Raw genomic sequence first — 18,751 nt, 5'->3', positions numbered from 1 at the left:
ATTAATCCTATTCGAAAACTAGGAATTGAAATCATTTATTATTTAAAGGAGAGAGCGCTATGAAACACGGACTAAAGCTAGCAGTAGCAGCACTATCAACGGCGGGGGTGTTAGCAGCGTGCGGCGCTTCTAATGAAGAAGCAAGCAAAGACAGCAAGATGATTACGGTCGGTACGGAAGCGACATACCCACCATTTACGTATAAAGAAAAAGGCAAACTCACAGGTTATGACATCGATGTCATGAATGAAGTCGCTAAACGTGCCGGTTATAAAGTCGACTATAAAGCGATGGACTTTAAAGGACTCATCCCAGCGCTCGATTCGAAACGAATCGATGTCATTGCGAACCAAATGGGAATTACAGATGAGCGGAAAGAGAAATATGCATTCTCTGACCCGTACACGGTTTCCGGATCAACGATCATCGTCAATGAAAAAACGGACGATATCAAAACACTTGACGACTTAAAAGGCAAAACGGTCGGTTCGACACAAGGATCACTTTATGCAAAGACAGCAGAAGATGCTGGCGCAAAAGTAAAATACTATAAAGGTGCCAACCAAGTCTTGAAAGATCTTGAAGCAGGACGTGTCGACGCCGCGATGAACGATCGTCTGTTCGTTTTGACAGAACTCAAAAAAGCGGGATACAAAGTCAAAGCAGTTGGTGAAACATTCGATAAGAATGAATCTGGTTTCATGATGCGTAAAGACAGTAAGTATGCAGCAGACTTCAATAAAGCACTTACAGAAATGAAAAAAGACGGCACACTTGCAGACATCGGTAAAAAATATTTTGACGAGGACATCAGTCAGTGACGGAATTGTTCACGATTGTTCGCGATAACGCGAACGTCTACGGAGAGGCGATTGGCATTACACTTCTTGCAAGTGGATTTGCCATCGTCTTTGCGCTTTTCCTCGGATTGATTCTTGCGGTCATGCGCGATAGCCGCTTCGCCGTCTTTAGCGGTTTCGCCCGATTGTATGTCTCGTTCTTCCGTGGAACACCTTTACTGTTACAAATCTTGATTTTATATAACGGGCTCGTCGCGTTACAGTTGTCAGGGTTCCAGGCCCTTGCCTTCGGACTCTCACTCCACTTCTCCGCTTATATCTCAGAGTCATTCCGCGCCGCAATCGCCTCGGTCGATCGTGGTCAATGGGAAGCTGCCGACTCACTCGGGATTCCGCGTCGGAAAACGTTTAAGGATGTCATTCTTCCACAAGCCTTGTCACGCGCCATTCCGCCGCTTTCGAACTCCGTCATCGACATCATCAAGTCGACGTCGCTCGGGACGATTGTTGCCGTCGAGGAATTGACGTATGTGTCCGATCAAATCTCTGCTACGACGTATCTCGTCATGCCACTCCTGCTGTTCTCGGCAGCGATTTACTGGATCATGTCGACGCTCGTACAGATGTTACAACATCGTCTAGAAATGCGTTTTAGCATTCCGGATTAAACATTACCGACTTGGAATGATTGCACATTCCAAGTCTTTTTTTTGCTTTTTTTTAGGTTTAATACTAGGCAACTCGGGAATAATCAAGTATACTAATAAAAAATCAGAATTATCTGATAACTTTAAAAGGAGCGTGGCCAAGATGAAACAAGTAATTGAAGCTTTCCGTAGACAAGATGCAGAACAGCGGATTCCAGTGCTACGCCTCGAGATTGATTATGAACTCAGCACTCTCTTTGATGCCATCCAGGTCAGTGATCAAGCTGCCGTAGTCGCTAGTAAAGAACGTCTAGATAAATATCGCCAGGAGATGCTTCGTTTAGAAGCTTGACCCTATAGATACCCATCTCACCTCCCCCTTGAGATGGGGTTTTTTGCGCAAAAAAATAGCCCGAAGGCTATTTTAGGTTATGGACAAACTCTAATGAAGGATTTATCAAAATTAGACGATAATACGCCCACTTCTTAGCAAAGCGTAGGTGGGGGTAGTTCAAACCGATATGATTCTTCCCTGTCTCGCCTCGTCTTAAAAGCGTCACTTTTCCGTTGGCTCCTACGGGAAAAAGTGCGTTTTTTAACGCACTGTCAGAGGTAGGCAAGACCCTGCTCGTTGTCCGCTAGGATCAAGGAGCAACGGCTTGCCCCTCGCCCGAGGACTGCAACGGAAAAGGGATAAGCTTTTCTCTCACCCTATGTTACTTTGGCTAGACGCTGAAAATAGCCCGAAGGCTATTTTTTAATCAACGTCACGTCCACGAGAAGCTTTTAGGATTTCGAACCACTGTTCACGTGATAACGTCAAACGAGTCGCATTGACCGCAGATTCAATCCGTTCAATTTTCCCTGAACCTACAATCGGCATGATCCGTGCCGGGTGTTTCAAGAGCCACGCATAGGCGACTTCATCGATGTCACTTGCTCCAATTTGTTTCCCGATTTCCTCGAGCTTGTCGCGTAAGGCGCTGTATGCTTCTTCCTTGAACAACCGTCCACCGGCAAGCGGGCTCCATGCCATAAGCGGCATTTCGTTTTCATGGCAAAGATCGACCGATCCATCTTCGAAATGTTTCAGTTCAGCGACTGAAAGCTCTAATTGATTCGTCACGAGCATGAATGGTAGACGAGATTGAATTAAACTTTGTTGGGCCGGTGTATGATTTGATAAACCGAACGTCCGCACTTTACCCGATTCTTTTAATTCAACGAATGCTTCGGCAATTTCATTTGGATCCATCAATGGATCCGGGCGGTGAATCAATAACGTATCGATATATTCGACACCAAGTTCCTTTAATGAACGTGTCGCATGGTCGATGATATGTTCTTTTGTTGTATCGTAGAATGAAAGGTTTTGATCGGAATAGTAGTTCCCTTTCATCTTAATCCCCGTTTTTGTGACAATCTCCATTCGTTCACGCAATTCTGGTTTTAACGCCAAGGCTTCACCGAACAAACCTTCATTCGTATAATCCCCGTAGATGTCCGCATGGTCAAACGTCGTGATTCCAAGTGCTAGACATTGCTCAATTAAAGCAAGGCGTTCTTCTGCCGTCATGTTCCATTCATTCAATCGCCATAATCCATGAATCACACGCGAAAATGACAACTCTTCTGTTAGTTGAATTCGTTCCATTCCAATTCATCCTTTCGATCTCGTGCTTTTTCTGTCCTATTTAACTTTACAGGAAGTTGGTACCGGTTGCACGGATTTCGCTTTTCACAAAAAGGCACGAGATACCTGTCCGGTACTCGTGCCTTTATGATCAGTAGTCAACTTGTCTTACTGAATTTGTTCCACTTCTTGCATCACTTCATCTTCTATCATTTGACGTTTACGTGTCGTATCTGCCGCATCCGGTGATGTCACACTGAAGTAAAACTTAATTTTCGGCTCCGTTCCTGATGGTCGGAGACAGAACCAAGAACCGTCCTCAAGCGTAAATTTCAACACATTCGATTTCGGAAGATTAATGGGTGACGGCTTGTGTTGAATCAAATCATGCGCGATGCTCGCATCATAATCTTCGAACAAGACCACTTTCTCTCCCGCCACTTGTTTCGGTGGGTTCTCACGGAACGTATTCATGATTCTTCCAATCTGTTCCACTCCGTCTTTTCCTTTTAACGTCAGTGAACGTAATGATTCCTCGAAGTAACCGAACTGTTCGTAAATGGCCTGTAATGCCTCATACAACGTCCGTCCTTCTTTCTTGTGGTATGCTGCCATCTCTGCTACGAGTAAGCACGCCTGGACAGCATCCTTGTCGCGACAGAAATCGCCGATCAAATAACCGTAACTCTCTTCATAACCGAACAAGTATTCATATTCACCTGAAGCGTTATATTGTTTAATCTTTTCACCGATGAACTTAAAGCCCGTTAATGTATTCTCGACATGAAGATCGTAATGACGGGCGATCAACGCACCAAGTTCTGATGTTACGATTGTCTTCGCAACAAAACCGTTCGCGGGTAATGTACCTTGGGCTGATTTTTGCGACAGAATATAATCGAGTAACAGTGCACCCGTTTGATTTCCTGTCAGTACCGTCCATTCCCCACTTGCATCGCGCGTCGCGACACCGACACGGTCCGCATCTGGATCTGTCGCAAGTAATACATCCGCTTCGACACGGTCTCCGTATTCAATCGCGAGTTCAAACGCAGCATGCTCTTCTGGGTTTGGTGACGAGACTGTTGGGAAGGCGCCATCTGGTTTCGCCTGTTCGTCAACGACCGTCACGTTTTCAAACCCGTAGTTCTTCAATCCAACTGTAACCGGGACAAGGCCGGTTCCGTGGAGTGGTGTGTAGACAATTTTTAGTGCATCCTGCAACTCGTCTTGAATCGTCGGTAACACACGAATCGTTTTTAATTTTTCTTGATACGCATCATCAAGTTGTTCTCCGACACGGACGATGAGACCGTTTGCACGAAGGACTTCTTCTGCTTCGAGGACAATCGATAGTTCATCTTCGACTTGATCGACATACGAAACGAGGTCATCTGCTTCTTTAGGCGGTAGTTGTCCACCATCATTCCCGTATACTTTGTACCCATTGTACTCCGGTGGGTTATGACTTGCCGTAATGACGATCCCACCTGCAGCACGAAGCTCACGAACAGCAAATGACAATTCTGGTGTCGGGCGTAATCCATCAAATAAATATGCTTTAATTCCGTTGCTTGCGAGCGTTTTTGCTGCTTCTAAAGCAAACTCTGGCGAAAAGTGACGCGAGTCATGCGCGATGACGATTCCTTGCGCAACAGCTTCTTCTCCTGCTTTTTTGATAAAGTCTGCAAACCCTTGCGAGGCTTTACGGACTGTGTAAACGTTCATTCGGTTTGTACCGACGCCGATTTCTCCACGCATACCACCTGTACCAAACTCAAGTTCTTTATAAAAAGCATCTTCCGCCGCTTTATCATCTGCGGCTAACGTGACGAGCTCTTCTTTTAATTCAGGCTCTAAATGCTCAAACTGGTTCCACTTTTGATAGGTCTCTTTCCATGCCATATTCATTCCACTCCTTTAATTTATCGAAGTCATACTTGCGATGACGCGTCACCTTTCATATGATTAATCTAGAAAGGTCGAGGTGATTCAAATGTTTCCAACCATTCAAATGGCGGACTTACAACAACTCGTCCACTCGGATCAAATCCGTTGGTTCGATTGCCGCTACGATTTACGTGACCCGAATTATGGTCGTCTAGCTTTTGAGGACCAGCATGTGCCTGGTGCGCATTATCTTGATTTAGCAAATGATTTATCAGGACCTACATCAACTACCGGTGGACGTCACCCTTTACCATCGAAAGAAAACTGGACGAAGACGCTAGAATCGCACGGCATCAAAAATGACGACTTTATCGTCTTATATGATGATGGTTTTCCTTATGCAGCACGTGCATGGTGGCTCTTCAAATGGGCCGGACATGAACGTGTCGTCGTGCTCGAAGGCGGCCTCTCATCCTATCTTGCGTTTGATTATCCGATGACTCGCGAGCTGGAAACTTTTGCGCCTTCTACATATGACGCTGATTTCCGAGATGACATGCTCGTCGATTTTGACGCAGTCAAAGATCGTTCGACGGATACGCTACTCGTCGACTCCCGTTCGCCTGACCGGTTTCAAGGTCAGAATGAAACGATTGATGCCGTCGCGGGTCATATTCCGGGCGCCGTCAACTGCTTTTTTGAAGAAGCGATTTCACCTGACGGAAGACTGAAGGATGCAGAAGATTTAAAGGAACTCTATGCTCCATTACTTGAAGAAGAGTCCCCAATCCTCTATTGCGGTAGTGGTGTGACGGCTTGCGTCAACATTCTCGCACTACACTCGCTCGGTAAAAATGACGTCCGGCTGTATGCAGGTTCTTACAGTGACTGGATTAGTCAAACAGATGATATTTCTTAACTTTCAAAGCCTGATTCAATCAGGCTTTTTTATTTTTTCATAATTGAACCGGTTTGATGTTCCAAATCGCATTCGCATATTCTTTAATCGTCCGGTCGCTCGAGAAGATGCCGGATTTCCCGATGTTCATGATGACCATGCGGTACCATTTCTCCGGATTCTGATAGATACGATCGATTCGTTCTTGTGCTTGTTGATACGACTGGAAGTCTTTTAAAATCAAGTACTCATCGTTATATGTGATGAGCGAGTCATAAATCGCTTGGAACTCACCGACTGGGAATAAGGATCCGTCCACTAAGCTATCGACGATTCTCCGTAACTCCGGTTGTGAGCTATATTGATCGTAGGCATTATAACCACCATATTTTTTATAGTTCATTACTTCTTGTGGTGTGAGCCCAAAGATAAAGATGTTTGCGTCTTCGACTTCGTCACGGATTTCAATGTTTGCCCCATCCAGTGTACCGACCGTCAATGCCCCGTTCATCATGAATTTCATGTTCCCTGTACCGGACGCTTCATAACTCGCCGTCGAGATCTGTTCACTGACATCACTCGCCGGGAAGATTTTTTCAGCTAACGAGACACGGTAATTTTCTAAGAAAACGACTTTCATGTATGGGCTGACTTCCGGATCAGAATTGATCAATTTCGCGAGCGCATTGATGTAGCGAATGACTTCTTTTGCATAATGATAGCCTGGTGCTGCCTTCGCTCCGAAAATAAAGGTCCGTGGTGTCATCTTAAAGGACTTATCTTCTTTTAGGCGATAATATAACGAGTGAATGTGAAGCGCATTAAGTAACTGGCGTTTATAGGCATGGAGTCGTTTGACTTGTACATCAAAGATGGAAGAGGGATCAACACTGATTCCTGTCTCTGCCTCAATCAACTGCGCAAGTTCTTGTTTGCTCTCCAGTTTGATTTGTGCAATATCATGTTGGAGTTCTTCGTTATCGGCCCATTTCGTTAACTTTTGTAAGTCCGACGGGTGATTGATCCAGCTATCGCCGATTGCTTCCGTCACACGATTCGCGAGTTTAGGGTTTGACAACAAGAACCAGCGACGGTGCGTAATTCCGTTCGTTTTATTATTGAAACGGAGCGGGAACATTTCGTAAAACAGACGCATCTCCCGTTGTTTCAAGATTTCAGTATGAATTTGCGCGACACCGTTCGTCGAATGTGTCCCGACAACTGCCAAGTTCGCCATGTTAATCCGCCCGTCCGCAATGATGGCGATTTCTTGCATATGCGAAGCAAGATGCGGATAGTTATCGATGACATCCTGACAGAAGCGACGGTTGATTTCCTCGACGATCTGATAAATCCGTGGTAATAAGTTACGGAACAGATCGACCGGCCAACGCTCTAGTGCTTCTGCGAGCAACGTGTGGTTCGTAAATGACATGACACTCTTCGTGATGCGCCATGCTTCTTCCCACTCATAGTTTTCCTCATCGATTAGAATGCGCATCAATTCCGGAATCGCGACGACAGGGTGTGTATCGTTGATATGGATGGCGATTTGATTCCCCAGTTGCTTAAACGAAGCATTTCGTTTTTTATGTGATAATAGAATACTGCGTAAACCGGCTGCAACAAAGAAATATTGTTGCTTCAGGCGAAGGACCTTCCCTTCATCCGTCGTATCGTCCGGATAAAGAAACTCGGAAATCGTTTGAATCGATTGTTTGTGTGCAAGTAAATCCTTATAATTTCCGCGGTGCTGATGCAACAGTTCATCATCATCATACGGAGATTCTGCACTCCACAGGCGTAAATTATTGACGACCCCATTTTGATACCCGACGATTGGCATATCATACGGGACGGCACGGACGATTTCAGCCGGTTCGTGGTGGACACGATAGCCCCCATCGACTTCTTCTAGCCAGACATGTCCGCCGAACGGAATGTCGACTGATTTGTCGGGACGACGAATCTCCCACATGTTTCCGTTCTTGAGCCAGTTATCCGGGAGTTCGACTTGATAACCATCGATGATTTTTTGTTTGAACAATCCATACTGATACCGAATTCCGTTTCCGTGTCCAGGTAACCCAAGTGCAGCTAACGAATCCAGGAAACATGCTGCTAGTCGCCCTAGCCCCCCGTTGCCAAGTCCAGGCTCCGGTTCTTCTTCCGTCAGGTCTGCTAAGTTGTAGCCAAGCTCGGCTAGACCTGCACGGACATCTTCGAGGACATCTAGATTCAGCAAGTTGTTATATAGAAAACGTCCGAGTAAAAACTCGAGCGAAAAATAATAGACTTGTTTACTCTTTTTATGAATGTACGTTTCTTTTGTATGCATCCAGTCCGAGGTGACGTATTCCCGGACCATGTAGGCAAGTGTCTGATAGACGTCATTCTCCGTTGCATCGCTTAACGCTTTCCCATGCATCGAAACAAAACGTTCGTTAAACCTCTCCTTGAACTTCTCTTTATCTTTAAACATTCCATGACCTCATTTCTCTTAATCTCAATCAGTCAACAGACGGTGCGATGAGATGATAGAGTGCTAAATATTCATCGGCTGAGCGAATCCAACTAAAATCTTCTTGCATCGCGGTCTCAATCAGATGCTTAAAGACGGGTTTATCTTGATAGACCTCAATCGTCCGCTTGATCGCGTCAAGGAACTCATGTGCATTATAATTCGAGAACGAGAAGCCATTCCCCTCTAATGTGAACTGATTAAACGGCGTGACGGTGTCACGTAATCCGCCTGTTTCACGAACGACAGGGAGCGAACCGTACTTCATCGAAATCAATTGACTGAGACCACATGGTTCAAATCGTGACGGCATCAAAAAGGCGTCACTACCTGCATAGATCCGTTGTGCCAGTCCGACATCAAAACCAATATACGACGCCACTTTATCAGGACGGATCGTTGTCGCATGGTGGAATAAGCCTTCATACTCTGCTTCTCCTGAACCTAAAATGATGAACTGGGCATCGAGTTCAAACAGTTCCGGTAAGATATGGGCAAGCAAATCGATTCCTTTTTGATCGACGAGACGTGAGACGAATCCGAACAAGGGAACTTCTGGATTGACCGGCAATCCTAACTCTTTTTGTAAAGCCGCCTTGTTAATCGCTTTTCCTTCTTCCGCCGTCTCGAGATCATAGTTCTCAACGAGATGCTGATCGGTCGCTGGATCGAATTGGCGGTAATCAATCCCATTCAGAATACCACGGACGTCGACGGCACGATGCTGTAAGACCGGTTCCAGACTTTCACCATAATAAGGATCCATGATTTCATCACGATACGACGGACTGACTGTCGTGATTTGATTGGCATGAACGAGTCCTGCCTTCATGTAGTTGACGAGTCCATTATGTGCGAGCCCATCCATCGTGAAGTGTTCATGACTGAGACCTAGCAAGTCACCGAGGACTTCTTCAGGGAAAATCCCTTGGTACTGCAAATTGTGGATCGTAAAGACAGTCTTGATTTCTTGATAACGCTCGAGATGCTGGTAATGAATCCGTAAGAATGCCGGAATGACACCAGTCTGCCAATCATGACAGTGGATGACATCCGGTACTTCCGCACGGTCGATATGCTGAATCATCTCAAGGACGGCCCGTGAAAAGTATGCAAAACGTTCCGCGTCATCGTAATGACCGTAAATGATGCCGTCACGTTTGAAGTAATATTCGTTATCAATGAAATAAAACGTGACCCCATCCTGTTTTAGGCGTAAGACAGCACCAAACTGTTGCCGCCAGCCGACTGGAATGATGAAATCGAATAAAAACTCCATTTCCGACTTAAATTGTTCTTTAATTTGACCATAGTTCGGTAAAATAACGGATACTTCCGCACCTTCTTCAGCAAGCGCTAAAGGGAGCGAGCCGACGACGTCAGCTAGCCCCCCTGTCTTGATGAAGGGTGTCGCTTCTGTGGCAGCAAACCATACCTTCATGATGACATCCCCTTTAAACGATTGTTTGTTTTTTGATGACGATTGGTTCTTCAGCCGTACCCCGAATCACTTGCCCACGCTTGACGGTAACCTCTTTATCAAGGATGGCATATTCGACGACTGCCCCTTCTTCGATGACCGATTTTTGCATGATAATCGAATTTTTGACCCGTGCATGCTTTCCGACTTTCACACCGCGGAATAAAATGCTGTCTTTTGTTGTTCCCTCTAGCTTACAGCCATTCGCAACAAGTGAGTTCTTGATTGTCGAACCAGGTAAATAACGTGTTGGTGGCTCATGCTTAATCTTCGTGTAGACATGCTGGAAGTCATTGATTGCACCCCATTGCTCGAGCAACAGCATGCTTTCCCGGTAATAAGACCGGAGTGAATGAATGACCTGCGACGTCCCTTCGTATTCATATCCATGAACATGCAGACGGTTCAGCTGTGAACGAATGATGCTTTGCAGCAAGTCATACTCGCCACGACCAACTGCTTCGTCAACGAGACGAACGAATAAATTTTTCGAGAGGACGACCGTCTCCATATAAAATGTTTCGTCTGATGGTTCATATCCACGTGACCCGATTGCCGTCACACGGTTTTGGTCGCCAAAACGAATCGGACGGCAATATTTACATGGTAAATCACGTTTCGTATAGACGACGGTGATATCTGCATTGGACGCTTTGTGCTCACGTAATACATCGCGGTAATCGACCGCCGATAGAATGTTTGAACCAGAGATCACGACGTAATTTTCTTTACTGCGCAAGAAGAAGTCGCGGTGCAGATGGAAGTTTGACAAGTCGCCCCGGAATTCATGTGCGTCTTGCGACAACGCTGGCGGGAAGATGTAAAGTCCACCGTTTGAACGGTCAAGATCCCACTCTTTTCCCGAACCGAGGTGGTCCATCATCGCCCGGTATTTCTCGAGTGTGAAGACACCGATGTTTGCGATTTCATTTTGGACCATGTTCGTCAATGTGAAATCAATCAACCGATACCGTCCGGCGAATGGAACCGCAGCTAGATTTCGATGTTCTGTCAGTTCTTTAAAGAACCCTTCTTCGCCACTTAGATTGATGACGCCTAATAAATCTGCTTTCATCCGTAGTTCCCCCTTATTGAATCGCTTCTTTTACGACTTCATTTTTCTTGATGACACTATTTGCTTCGATGACGAACACTTCGCCACCCGGTGTACCGATTGTCGCTCCATCTTCGACGACGACGCCGTCTGCTAAAATCGCCCGATGAATCGTGACATCTTTCCCAATCTTAACGTTCGGGAAAATGACAGAGTCTTTGACGAGTGCCCCTTCCGCGACATCAACGCCATAGAAAAGAACGGAGTGATTGATTTCTCCCTCGATGTGGCACCCTTCATTGATGATCGATGTTTCGATCGTCGCATTGTTCCCGATGTATTGTGGTTGCTGGTTCGGGTTGACGGAATGGACTTTCCATGATGGTTCGTACAAATCAAACTCTGGATCTGCTTCAAGTAAATCCATATTTGCTTCCCATAATGATTGAATCGTACCAACGTCTTTCCAGTAGCCTTTAAATTTATAAGCACGAATATTTAAGTTCTCAAATAACATGTTCGGAATGATATTTTTCCCGAAATCAAAGCTCGACTCGGCATCGCCCGCATCTTGAATCAAGTGACGCTTGAGCACATCCCAGTTAAAGACGTAGATTCCCATCGAAGCCAAGTTCGATTTTGGATTTTCTGGTTTTTCTTCGAACTCATTGATTCGAAGATCGTCATCTGTATTCAGGATTCCGAAGCGTGGTGCTTCTTCCCATGGGACTTCACGAACCGAAATCGTTACGTCCGCTCCACCTTGACGATGTTCTTCAATCATTTTTTCATAATCCATTTTATAAATATGGTCTCCGGATAGGACAAGGACATAGTTTGGATCAAATTGGTTAATGTAACTCATGTTCCGGTAAATCGCGTTCGCCGTTCCTTCATACCAGTTCTTACCGTTTTGTGCTTGGTACGGAGGTAAAATCGTTAATCCACCGTTTCGACGATCTAAGTCCCAAGCGCTCCCGATTCCTAGATAACGATTCAGTTCTAACGGTTCATATTGTGTCAAGACACCGACCGTATCGATTCCTGAGTTCGTACAGTTCGACAACGGGAAATCGATGATCCGGTATTTTCCTCCAAACGCGACTGCTGGTTTTGCAGTATGTTTCGTAAGTGCTCCTAGACGTTTACCTTCTCCGCCAGCAAGCAACATCGCTACGACATTCTTTTTAGCCATTTCGTCCCCTCCAGTATATGCTCTTTTTTTTACACTTAGACCATGGTTTGTTTTATACAGATACTCTTATATACCCACCTTTTCTCTTTTTAATATAACATTCCTGCAAAATAGGTTTATTAAAATACGAAATACTGAAAAAAATTCTATTCCTTTCCTCAAAAGAGACCGATAATAGGAATGAAATGTCGATTTGAGAGGAGTTTTCATGAGAATTACGACTGGCTATCTTTTATTACTTGGACTTACCGTGTGTTTACTCTTGACGTTGTTCTCAGTTAGCGATCAACTCCAGGTGTCCCGAAAACTCTTTACCTGGGCCGACGTACAGACAACGCGTCAGCCATTAACGTCTTATCAACCCATTACCGTCACATACGGAAAAAAACAAGTTGAACTCTACGATGGGTTACGCCGAAATGACTTGTCAGCGAGTGCCCTTCCTAAAAAAATCGAACAGACGTTCATCGCCATCGAGGATCAGCGATTTTATCAACATGCTGGTTATGATATTACAGGAATTCTTCGTGCGTTCACTGAAAATCAGTCGACTGACCAAAAAGGGCAAGGCGGCAGTACAATCACTCAACAACTTGCCCGCATGACGTATCTTTCAAACGAAAAAACATATACTAGAAAAATAAAAGAAATTTTAATTGCCATCTCTTTAGAACAAAAATATTCAAAAAAAGAGCTTTTGACGGCGTACGTCAATCAAGCATACTTCGCCAATAATATCTATGGCATCAATCTTGCTGCTTCCGCTTATCTCGGAAAACAGGCGCAAGACTTATCTTGGTCCGAAGTGAGCTACCTAGCTGCGATTCCGAATAATCCATCGCTGTATGATCCACTCCGTCAACCGAAAAATACTGAAAAACGGCAGCAACGGATCTTAAAAATCTTAGCGAGTAAACAGGCGTTACCAAAACAGGCTCAAACCAAAAAAGTGTCCGTCTCTTTTAATAAACCGGTCATTCCCTACCCGGATTACATCGATGCGAGCATCAAGGAAGCCGTACGCCAAACAGCAACTATCAAAAACATCGATTATGAAGAGGCGACACAATACCTTCATCAACACGGTGCGACGATAGCGACTTATTTAGATCCTGTAGAACAGACACGGGCGAAACAAGCCATTCAACGTTTACCACAAGACATCGAAGGTGCCTATGTCGGAATTGACGGTCGGACACGTGGCGTGACGGCAATCGTCGGACATAAAGCGAACTTAACCGGTCAGTTCAATCGGGCGACACAATCGTTCCGTCAGCCGGGATCGACATTAAAACCCTTACTCGTCTATGGCCCATATCTCGAAAAAACAAAGGCAACATTGAGTAGTCCCCTTGACGGTCGACCTGTCTGCTTCGACGGGTATTGTCCTGAGAACAGCGGAAACCGGATTTTAAAAGACGTGACGATTGCCGATGCGATTGCCTACTCTTACAACACACCCGCACTCCGGGCATTTTCCGTGTCGTTCGCAGAAGGTTTGAAAACAATCCGCCCGTTCGCTTTCAGTCAATGGACAAAAGCTGATAACTCCTATTCCAGTGCATTAGGGGGATTAAAATATGGTGTAAGTCCATATGAGTTAACGAATGCCTACACGACACTTGTCAATGACGGACTCTATAGCCCGGCCTCGCCGGTACGGACGATCACCTTGACAGAAGGACCTTTTTATCGTCATACGATTAAAAATGACCGCATTTGGTCAAGCCGGACGAATCAACTGTTGCGAAAAGGCATGACCAATGTCATGACCTATGGAACAGGACGCCTCGGCTATGATGCGAAACCAAGCTACATCGGTGGGAAAACAGGTACGACAAATGATAATAAAGATATGTGGTTCGTCGGAATCAAAAATCAAAAAATCGGTGGGATTTGGTTAGGCGCAGATATCCCACGTCCGTTTCCAGTCGAAGCCAATTCGACACTTCAGGTACGGACATGGGCGACCATTCTACGTTAAGTTACTTCGGGAACAAAATCGCTTCACCAAGCGAATTGAATAACGTCAATCCAACCCAGGCTAAGCCTGCAAGTAAGGTCCCCCAGGCAAGACAGAGAAAGATGATTAAGCCGACTGCTCCAGCTGCTGTCGTCATCTTACTGATTTGGAAGGTATAAAAGAAGAAATAAATCACGAAGGAACTCGCTAAGACAAGACAAACAAGCGGAAACGACGTCATGAAGGCAAAACTGATACATCCACCGACTAACATCAAGATGCTTCCGGGGCGTAACATACTGAGCGTCGTCCCGACCTGCTCCTTGATGAAGAAAGCGAAACCAAGCTGATTGACTGTATCGGAAATCAATTTGAGTGTACTAAAAATCATGAAATAGACAATTAAAAAACCGAGCCACACTAATAATTTAGTGTCACGAGCGCTCAAAATTTGTAACAATTCATTATATACACCAACATCCTTCAGCCAAGAGAGCGCTAACTCAGATGTCGCGATCGCAAGCGACGTACTAAACAACAAGATGCTAATCAGAGGGGCATAACTTAACAGATAAACATTCGTCCGCATTTCTAATCTCCATTCATAGAAAATTCATATGTAGCACACAATTTCACTTACAGGTATACTATAATAGATTATATCGGTTATTGAGACTGAAGGGGGAAGCAAAAATGGCATTTATTTTAATGGTTGGTGTGAGTCTCGCTTTCTTGACAGCGATTTTCACTGCAGGCTACAACAAAAAACCTGAAGGTAACGAATAATAAAAAGCCCTGACGCGCCGATAATGGCAGCTCAGGGCTTTTTATTATTCAGAGCAGGCCAGCATAGCCTTGTTGCCGTAATGCTTCATACACGATGATTGCTGCCGTATTTGAAACATTTAACGAACGCACTAAATTTGACTGGGGTAGCCGGATACAACGATCGGCATTTTGATCGATGACCTCAAGCGGTAACCCTTTTGTTTCACGACCGAATACAAAGAAATAATCTTCTTCGACGTCAGATAAATCGATTTGACTCGGATACTGTTCTCCGTACTTCGTAATGTAATAAAATTTACCTTCCGGATGTTTGCTCCATAATTCTTCGAGCGAATCATGATATCTCACATCAACGAACTCCCAGTAGTCGAGTCCTGCCCGTTTCAACTGCTTATCATCCGTCGAAAAACCTAACGGACGGATTAAATGAAGAACGGAATGTGTCGCGGCACACGTTCTTGAGATATTTCCTGTATTTTGAGGAATCTCTGGTTGATACATCACAACATGAATAGCCATTATCTTCTCTCTCCTGTCTCATGCGCAAGTAGCGCTTGTTTATGATCGATTCCGCTAGCGAACCCTGTCAGCTTCCCTGACGCTCCAATAATCCGGTGACATGGATAAATCAAGGCAATCGGATTTCGATTCAGTGCTCCGCCGACGGCCCGTGCAGCTTTTTCAGAACCAATCATTTTAGCGAGTGTCCCATAACTTGCCGTTTTCCCGAATGGAATGGTTCTTAGACTTGTCAAGACACGTCGTTGAAAGTCAGTCACGTCGAGTCGACATTGAACCTGGTCGAACGCGTCCGCTTGATGCTTCTCATACGCTTCAAACGCCTGTCTGAGATGAGGCGGGAGTGGTGCTTCATAGCGGCTACTCTCAGTCAAATAGTCCATCGCACGCTCAACACTCAGACCAAAATCCAAATAGACAACCGTCTCTTCCTCCCAAGCAACCAGTAATTCTCCGAACGAATAGGACATCTGTTTATACGGCATTGGATTCACCCCATTCGAGCAACAGGCGCTCGCCTTCCGTCTGGACATCCTCTGCTGCATCGACCGCTAGTCGTGCTTCAATGTAGCTACTTTCAACGTTACCGGCAATTCGTCCAATCGCCCATAAGGCAAGGGCGCGCATGTCATCCCTTTGGTCGCTTTCAGCCATCACACGTAGCGCATCGAGTGCCGACTTGTCTTGATAGTGCACAAGCGCACAAATCGCATTTCGCTGGATTGGCTTTTTCCCCCGCCATGCTCCTGAAAGCGAGCCGAATTTCGCTTTGAACTCACGGTTGCTCAGAGACAGGATCGGAATCAATAACGGTTTGACTTGTTCCGGGTCCGGCTGCAATTCAGCATGTTGTGTCGCATGTTTTTTTCGATTGTAAGGACAGACTTGCTGACACGTATCACAACCGTATAAACGATTTCCTAATGCGTAACGGAAATCCTCCGGAATCAACGTTTTCGTCTGGGTGATGAAGGAGATGCAACGTTTCGCATCAATCACGCCGGGTTCGACTAATGCATCCGTCGGGCAGGCATCCATACACTTGTTACACGTTCCGCAAAGTTCTTCAACCGCTTGGTCGGGAGGTAAATAAAGATCTGTGATCAATTCACCGAGATAAAGATAAGAACCATGTTCTTCGCTAATGATCGAACAATTCTTTCCGCTAAAACCAACCCCTGCCCGTTCCGCGACGGCGCGATCGACGAGTTCACCCGTATCGACCATCGAACGTGTTTTTGCCCCGGGCGATAATTCTTCGATTTTCTTCTCTAATAGTTGGAGTCGTTGGTTCAGTGCCTGATGATAATCAAGCCCCCAGGAAGAGCGACCGAAAATCCCACGTCGCTCCCCTGCTTTCCCACGTGGTGCATCCGTTAACTTGCTTGGATAAGCAACTGCGATTGCAATGATTGATACAGCATCATCTAACAAAAGTTTTGGAGTTGTTCGTTTTTCGAGATCCGGTTCTTCAAAACCAGATGCATAATTTTTATTCTGTTGATCAATCAATCGCTGCTTCATCGTTAAAAACGGATCAGCTGTCGTCACCCGAAACACATCAATTCCAATTTCTGAAGCATATGCTTGAAGTGTTTCTTTAAGTTGTTCTCCTCGCATGACAGATTTCTCCTTTCATCATTCTCTCCTAAACAAAAAGAGCAATGTGTCAGATGAAAACGACACGTTGCTCTTTTTAAGTAAGCGGGTGAAGGGAATCGAACCCTCATCATCAGCTTGGAAGGCTGAGGTTTTACCACTAAACTACACCCGCATGGGTTAAAACTAAGATTGTGAAAAGGTAAAAGCGGGTGAAGGGAATCGAACCCTCATCATCAGCTTGGAAGGCTGAGGTTTTACCACTAAACTACACCCGCAAGATACCGGTGGTCGGAATCGAACCGACACTCCAAAGGAACACGATTTTGAGTCGTGCGCGTCTACCAGTTCCGCCACACCGGCACAATCTCTTGCAAAATTATTGAATTAAAACTAATTGGAGGCGCCAGTCAGAATCGAACTGACGATAGAGGAGTTGCAGTCCTCTGCCTTACCACTTGGCTATGGCGCCACTCGTTGGAGCGGAAGACGGGATTCGAACCCGCGACCCCGACCTTGGCAAGGTCGTATTCTACCACTGAACTACTTCCGCTTGAAAAGCTGGGCTGGAAGGGATCGAACCTTCGCGTGCTGGAATCAAAATCCAGTGCCTTACCACTTGGCTACAGCCCAATAATAAGAGGGCGACTGATGGGAATTGAACCCACGAATGCCGGAATCACAATCCGGTGCGTTAACCACTTCGCCACAATCGCCATAATAAACAGGGGCAGCAGGAATCGAACCCGCGCTGACGGTTTTGGAGACCGTAGTTCTACCGCTAAACTATGCCCCTATGGTGGTGGGGGGGGGCGGATTCGAACCGCCGAACCCGAGGGAGCGGATTTACAGTCCGCCGCGTTTAGCCACTTCGCTACCCCCCCACAAATGGGAAATCAACTTCATTCTTTTATAAAAGGTGGCTTTGGACGGAATCGAACCGCCGACACGAGGATTTTCAGTCCTCTGCTCTACCGACTGAGCTACAAAGCCTTAACAATGGCGGTCCTGACGGGATTCGAACCCGCGATCTCCTGCGTGACAGGCAGGCATGTTAACCGCTACACCACAGGACCGTATGTAATTGCGGGGGCCGGATTTGAACCGACGACCTTTGGGTTATGAGCCCAACGAGCTACCAGACTGCTCCACCCCGCGATGATAAAAATGGTGACCCGTACGGGAATCGAACCCGTGTTACCGCCGTGAAAGGGCGGTGTCTTAACCGCTTGACCAACGGGCCATCTTAGGAATTAAAAATGTGTAATTATGGCGGAGAGCAAGGGATTCGAACCCTTGAGACGCTTGTGACGCCTACACGATTTCCAATCGTGCTCCTTCGGCCACTCGGACAGCTCTCCAGTGAACGTGGTGAAGAAGTTGTAAATGGCTCCGCAAGTAGGATTTGAACCTACGACCTACCGGTTAACAGCCGGTTGCTCTACCACTGAGCTATTGCGGAACGATCGCCTGGCAGCGTCCTATCCTCACAGGGGGAAGCCCCCAACTACTTTCGGCGTTCAAGTGCTTAACTTCCGTGTTCGGCATGGGAACGGGTGTGACCACTTGGCTATCGCCACCAGACATCTATTATCTTAACATTATGTTTCCATAACGTCAAGCACTTTTTTTGAAAGGCTCGCGCCCTCAAAACTGAAGTCATCAACAATCATCTGCTAGAACAAGGCCTCGACCGATTAGTATCACTCAGCTCCGCATGTCACCATGCTTCCACCCGTGACCTATCTACCTCATCGTCTCTG

Annotated in this window: 15 protein-coding genes, 15 tRNA genes and 2 rRNA genes; 5 read left to right on the top strand and 27 right to left on the bottom strand. The window is 45.9% G+C overall.

Annotated features, from left to right (window positions below; all coding sequences use genetic code 11):
* Positions 1-59: 59 nt before the first annotated feature.
* The 3 genes from KNQ04_RS03790 (at position 60) to KNQ04_RS03780 (ending at position 1,799) form a co-directional block, all read left to right on the top strand.
* The gene (locus tag KNQ04_RS03790) at positions 60-821 is read left to right on the top strand and encodes a transporter substrate-binding domain-containing protein (protein ID WP_214847434.1); all 762 of its coding nucleotides are present in this window, start codon (positions 60-62) and stop codon (positions 819-821) included.
* Entirely contained in the window at positions 818-1,468 is a 651-nt protein-coding gene (locus tag KNQ04_RS03785) for an amino acid ABC transporter permease (RefSeq protein ID WP_214847433.1), read from the top strand. The genes KNQ04_RS03790 and KNQ04_RS03785 overlap by 4 nt, the downstream gene beginning before the upstream one ends.
* 142 nt (positions 1,469-1,610) lie before the next feature.
* On the top strand, positions 1,611-1,799 hold the full coding sequence (locus KNQ04_RS03780; RefSeq protein ID WP_014969669.1) for a hypothetical protein: 189 nt from the start codon (positions 1,611-1,613) through the stop codon (positions 1,797-1,799).
* A gap of 405 nt (positions 1,800-2,204) precedes the next feature.
* Here the strand turns inward: KNQ04_RS03780 and KNQ04_RS03775 are convergent, their stop codons facing one another.
* Both KNQ04_RS03775 and KNQ04_RS03770 read right to left on the bottom strand, forming a co-directional pair.
* Complete coding sequence (locus KNQ04_RS03775; RefSeq protein ID WP_214847432.1) at positions 2,205-3,101, bottom strand: aldo/keto reductase; 897 nt, start codon at positions 3,099-3,101, stop codon at positions 2,205-2,207.
* A 147-nt stretch (positions 3,102-3,248) separates the two neighbouring features.
* Positions 3,249-4,985 (bottom strand): phospho-sugar mutase, encoded by a 1,737-nt coding sequence (locus tag KNQ04_RS03770; protein ID WP_214847431.1) that lies wholly within the window; start codon positions 4,983-4,985, stop codon positions 3,249-3,251.
* 91 nt (positions 4,986-5,076) lie between these two features.
* On the opposite strand from KNQ04_RS03770, the gene KNQ04_RS03765 reads away from it, so the two are divergent.
* Entirely contained in the window at positions 5,077-5,889 is an 813-nt protein-coding gene (locus KNQ04_RS03765; RefSeq protein WP_251136875.1) for a sulfurtransferase, read from the top strand.
* Positions 5,890-5,926: 37 nt separating this feature from the next.
* Here the strand turns inward: KNQ04_RS03765 and KNQ04_RS03760 are convergent, their stop codons facing one another.
* From KNQ04_RS03760 to KNQ04_RS03745, 4 genes are read right to left on the bottom strand one after another with little or no spacing between them, the layout of a single operon-like run.
* The gene (locus KNQ04_RS03760) at positions 5,927-8,350 is read right to left on the bottom strand and encodes a glycogen/starch/alpha-glucan phosphorylase (protein ID WP_214847429.1); all 2,424 of its coding nucleotides are present in this window, start codon (positions 8,348-8,350) and stop codon (positions 5,927-5,929) included.
* A 28-nt stretch (positions 8,351-8,378) separates the two neighbouring features.
* Complete coding sequence (glgA, locus tag KNQ04_RS03755; RefSeq protein WP_214847428.1) at positions 8,379-9,830, bottom strand: glycogen synthase GlgA; 1,452 nt, start codon at positions 9,828-9,830, stop codon at positions 8,379-8,381.
* A 13-nt stretch (positions 9,831-9,843) separates the two neighbouring features.
* Entirely contained in the window at positions 9,844-10,944 is a 1,101-nt protein-coding gene (gene glgD, locus KNQ04_RS03750) for a glucose-1-phosphate adenylyltransferase subunit GlgD (RefSeq protein WP_214847427.1), read from the bottom strand.
* 13 nt (positions 10,945-10,957) lie between these two features.
* The gene (locus KNQ04_RS03745; protein ID WP_214847426.1) at positions 10,958-12,118 is read right to left on the bottom strand and encodes a glucose-1-phosphate adenylyltransferase; all 1,161 of its coding nucleotides are present in this window, start codon (positions 12,116-12,118) and stop codon (positions 10,958-10,960) included.
* 208 nt (positions 12,119-12,326) lie between these two features.
* On the opposite strand from KNQ04_RS03745, the gene KNQ04_RS03740 reads away from it, so the two are divergent.
* On the top strand, positions 12,327-14,102 hold the full coding sequence (locus tag KNQ04_RS03740; RefSeq protein ID WP_214847425.1) for a transglycosylase domain-containing protein: 1,776 nt from the start codon (positions 12,327-12,329) through the stop codon (positions 14,100-14,102).
* Between the two features lies 1 nt (position 14,103).
* Here the strand turns inward: KNQ04_RS03740 and KNQ04_RS03735 are convergent, their stop codons facing one another.
* The 21 genes from KNQ04_RS03735 to KNQ04_RS03635 form a co-directional block, all read right to left on the bottom strand.
* Positions 14,104-14,670, bottom strand: coding sequence for a DUF5366 family protein (locus KNQ04_RS03735; protein WP_214847424.1), 567 nt, complete (start codon positions 14,668-14,670; stop codon positions 14,104-14,106).
* Between the two features lie 245 nt (positions 14,671-14,915).
* Positions 14,916-15,389: a tRNA (uridine(34)/cytosine(34)/5-carboxymethylaminomethyluridine(34)-2'-O)-methyltransferase TrmL gene (trmL, locus tag KNQ04_RS03730; RefSeq protein ID WP_214847422.1), complete on the bottom strand. Its 474-nt coding sequence runs from the start codon at positions 15,387-15,389 to the stop codon at positions 14,916-14,918.
* The gene (locus KNQ04_RS15735; RefSeq protein ID WP_214847420.1) at positions 15,389-15,874 is read right to left on the bottom strand and encodes a methylated-DNA--[protein]-cysteine S-methyltransferase; all 486 of its coding nucleotides are present in this window, start codon (positions 15,872-15,874) and stop codon (positions 15,389-15,391) included. Before KNQ04_RS15735 ends, trmL begins: the two co-directional genes overlap by 1 nt.
* Positions 15,864-17,009 carry a tRNA epoxyqueuosine(34) reductase QueG gene (gene queG, locus KNQ04_RS03720; protein WP_214847418.1) on the bottom strand — a complete coding sequence of 382 codons (1,146 nt, stop codon included), beginning with the start codon at positions 17,007-17,009 and terminating at the stop codon, positions 15,864-15,866. Before queG ends, KNQ04_RS15735 begins: the two co-directional genes overlap by 11 nt.
* A gap of 83 nt (positions 17,010-17,092) precedes the next feature.
* Positions 17,093-17,163, bottom strand: a tRNA-Gly gene (locus tag KNQ04_RS03715).
* 32 nt (positions 17,164-17,195) lie between these two features.
* Positions 17,196-17,266, bottom strand: a tRNA-Gly gene (locus KNQ04_RS03710).
* A gap of 4 nt (positions 17,267-17,270) precedes the next feature.
* A tRNA-Leu gene (locus KNQ04_RS03705) sits at positions 17,271-17,351 on the bottom strand.
* A 35-nt stretch (positions 17,352-17,386) separates the two neighbouring features.
* Positions 17,387-17,460 (bottom strand) — tRNA-Cys (locus tag KNQ04_RS03700).
* A gap of 6 nt (positions 17,461-17,466) precedes the next feature.
* Positions 17,467-17,541 (bottom strand) — tRNA-Gly (locus KNQ04_RS03695).
* An 8-nt stretch (positions 17,542-17,549) separates the two neighbouring features.
* Positions 17,550-17,621 (bottom strand) — tRNA-Gln (locus KNQ04_RS03690).
* Positions 17,622-17,631: 10 nt separating this feature from the next.
* Positions 17,632-17,704, bottom strand: a tRNA-His gene (locus KNQ04_RS03685).
* Positions 17,705-17,713: 9 nt separating this feature from the next.
* Positions 17,714-17,784, bottom strand: a tRNA-Trp gene (locus tag KNQ04_RS03680).
* Positions 17,785-17,788: 4 nt separating this feature from the next.
* Positions 17,789-17,872, bottom strand: a tRNA-Tyr gene (locus KNQ04_RS03675).
* Between the two features lie 36 nt (positions 17,873-17,908).
* Positions 17,909-17,981 (bottom strand) — tRNA-Phe (locus KNQ04_RS03670).
* A 7-nt stretch (positions 17,982-17,988) separates the two neighbouring features.
* A tRNA-Asp gene (locus KNQ04_RS03665) sits at positions 17,989-18,064 on the bottom strand.
* 8 nt (positions 18,065-18,072) lie between these two features.
* Positions 18,073-18,146 (bottom strand) — tRNA-Met (locus KNQ04_RS03660).
* A 10-nt stretch (positions 18,147-18,156) separates the two neighbouring features.
* Positions 18,157-18,231, bottom strand: a tRNA-Glu gene (locus tag KNQ04_RS03655).
* Positions 18,232-18,258: 27 nt separating this feature from the next.
* Positions 18,259-18,349: transfer RNA gene (locus KNQ04_RS03650), tRNA-Ser, on the bottom strand.
* A gap of 26 nt (positions 18,350-18,375) precedes the next feature.
* Positions 18,376-18,450: transfer RNA gene (locus KNQ04_RS03645), tRNA-Asn, on the bottom strand.
* Positions 18,451-18,456: 6 nt separating this feature from the next.
* A 5S ribosomal RNA gene (rrf, locus tag KNQ04_RS03640) occupies positions 18,457-18,572 on the bottom strand.
* Between the two features lie 93 nt (positions 18,573-18,665).
* Positions 18,666-18,751, bottom strand: a 23S ribosomal RNA gene (locus KNQ04_RS03635); the annotation flags it as partial.

This window comes from Exiguobacterium sp. s193, from assembly GCF_018618755.1.
Classification (GTDB): Bacteria; Bacillota; Bacilli; order Exiguobacteriales; family Exiguobacteriaceae; genus Exiguobacterium_A.
Note: the sequence above shows the minus strand (reverse complement) of the source record. Positions and strands in the feature narration are given on the sequence as shown.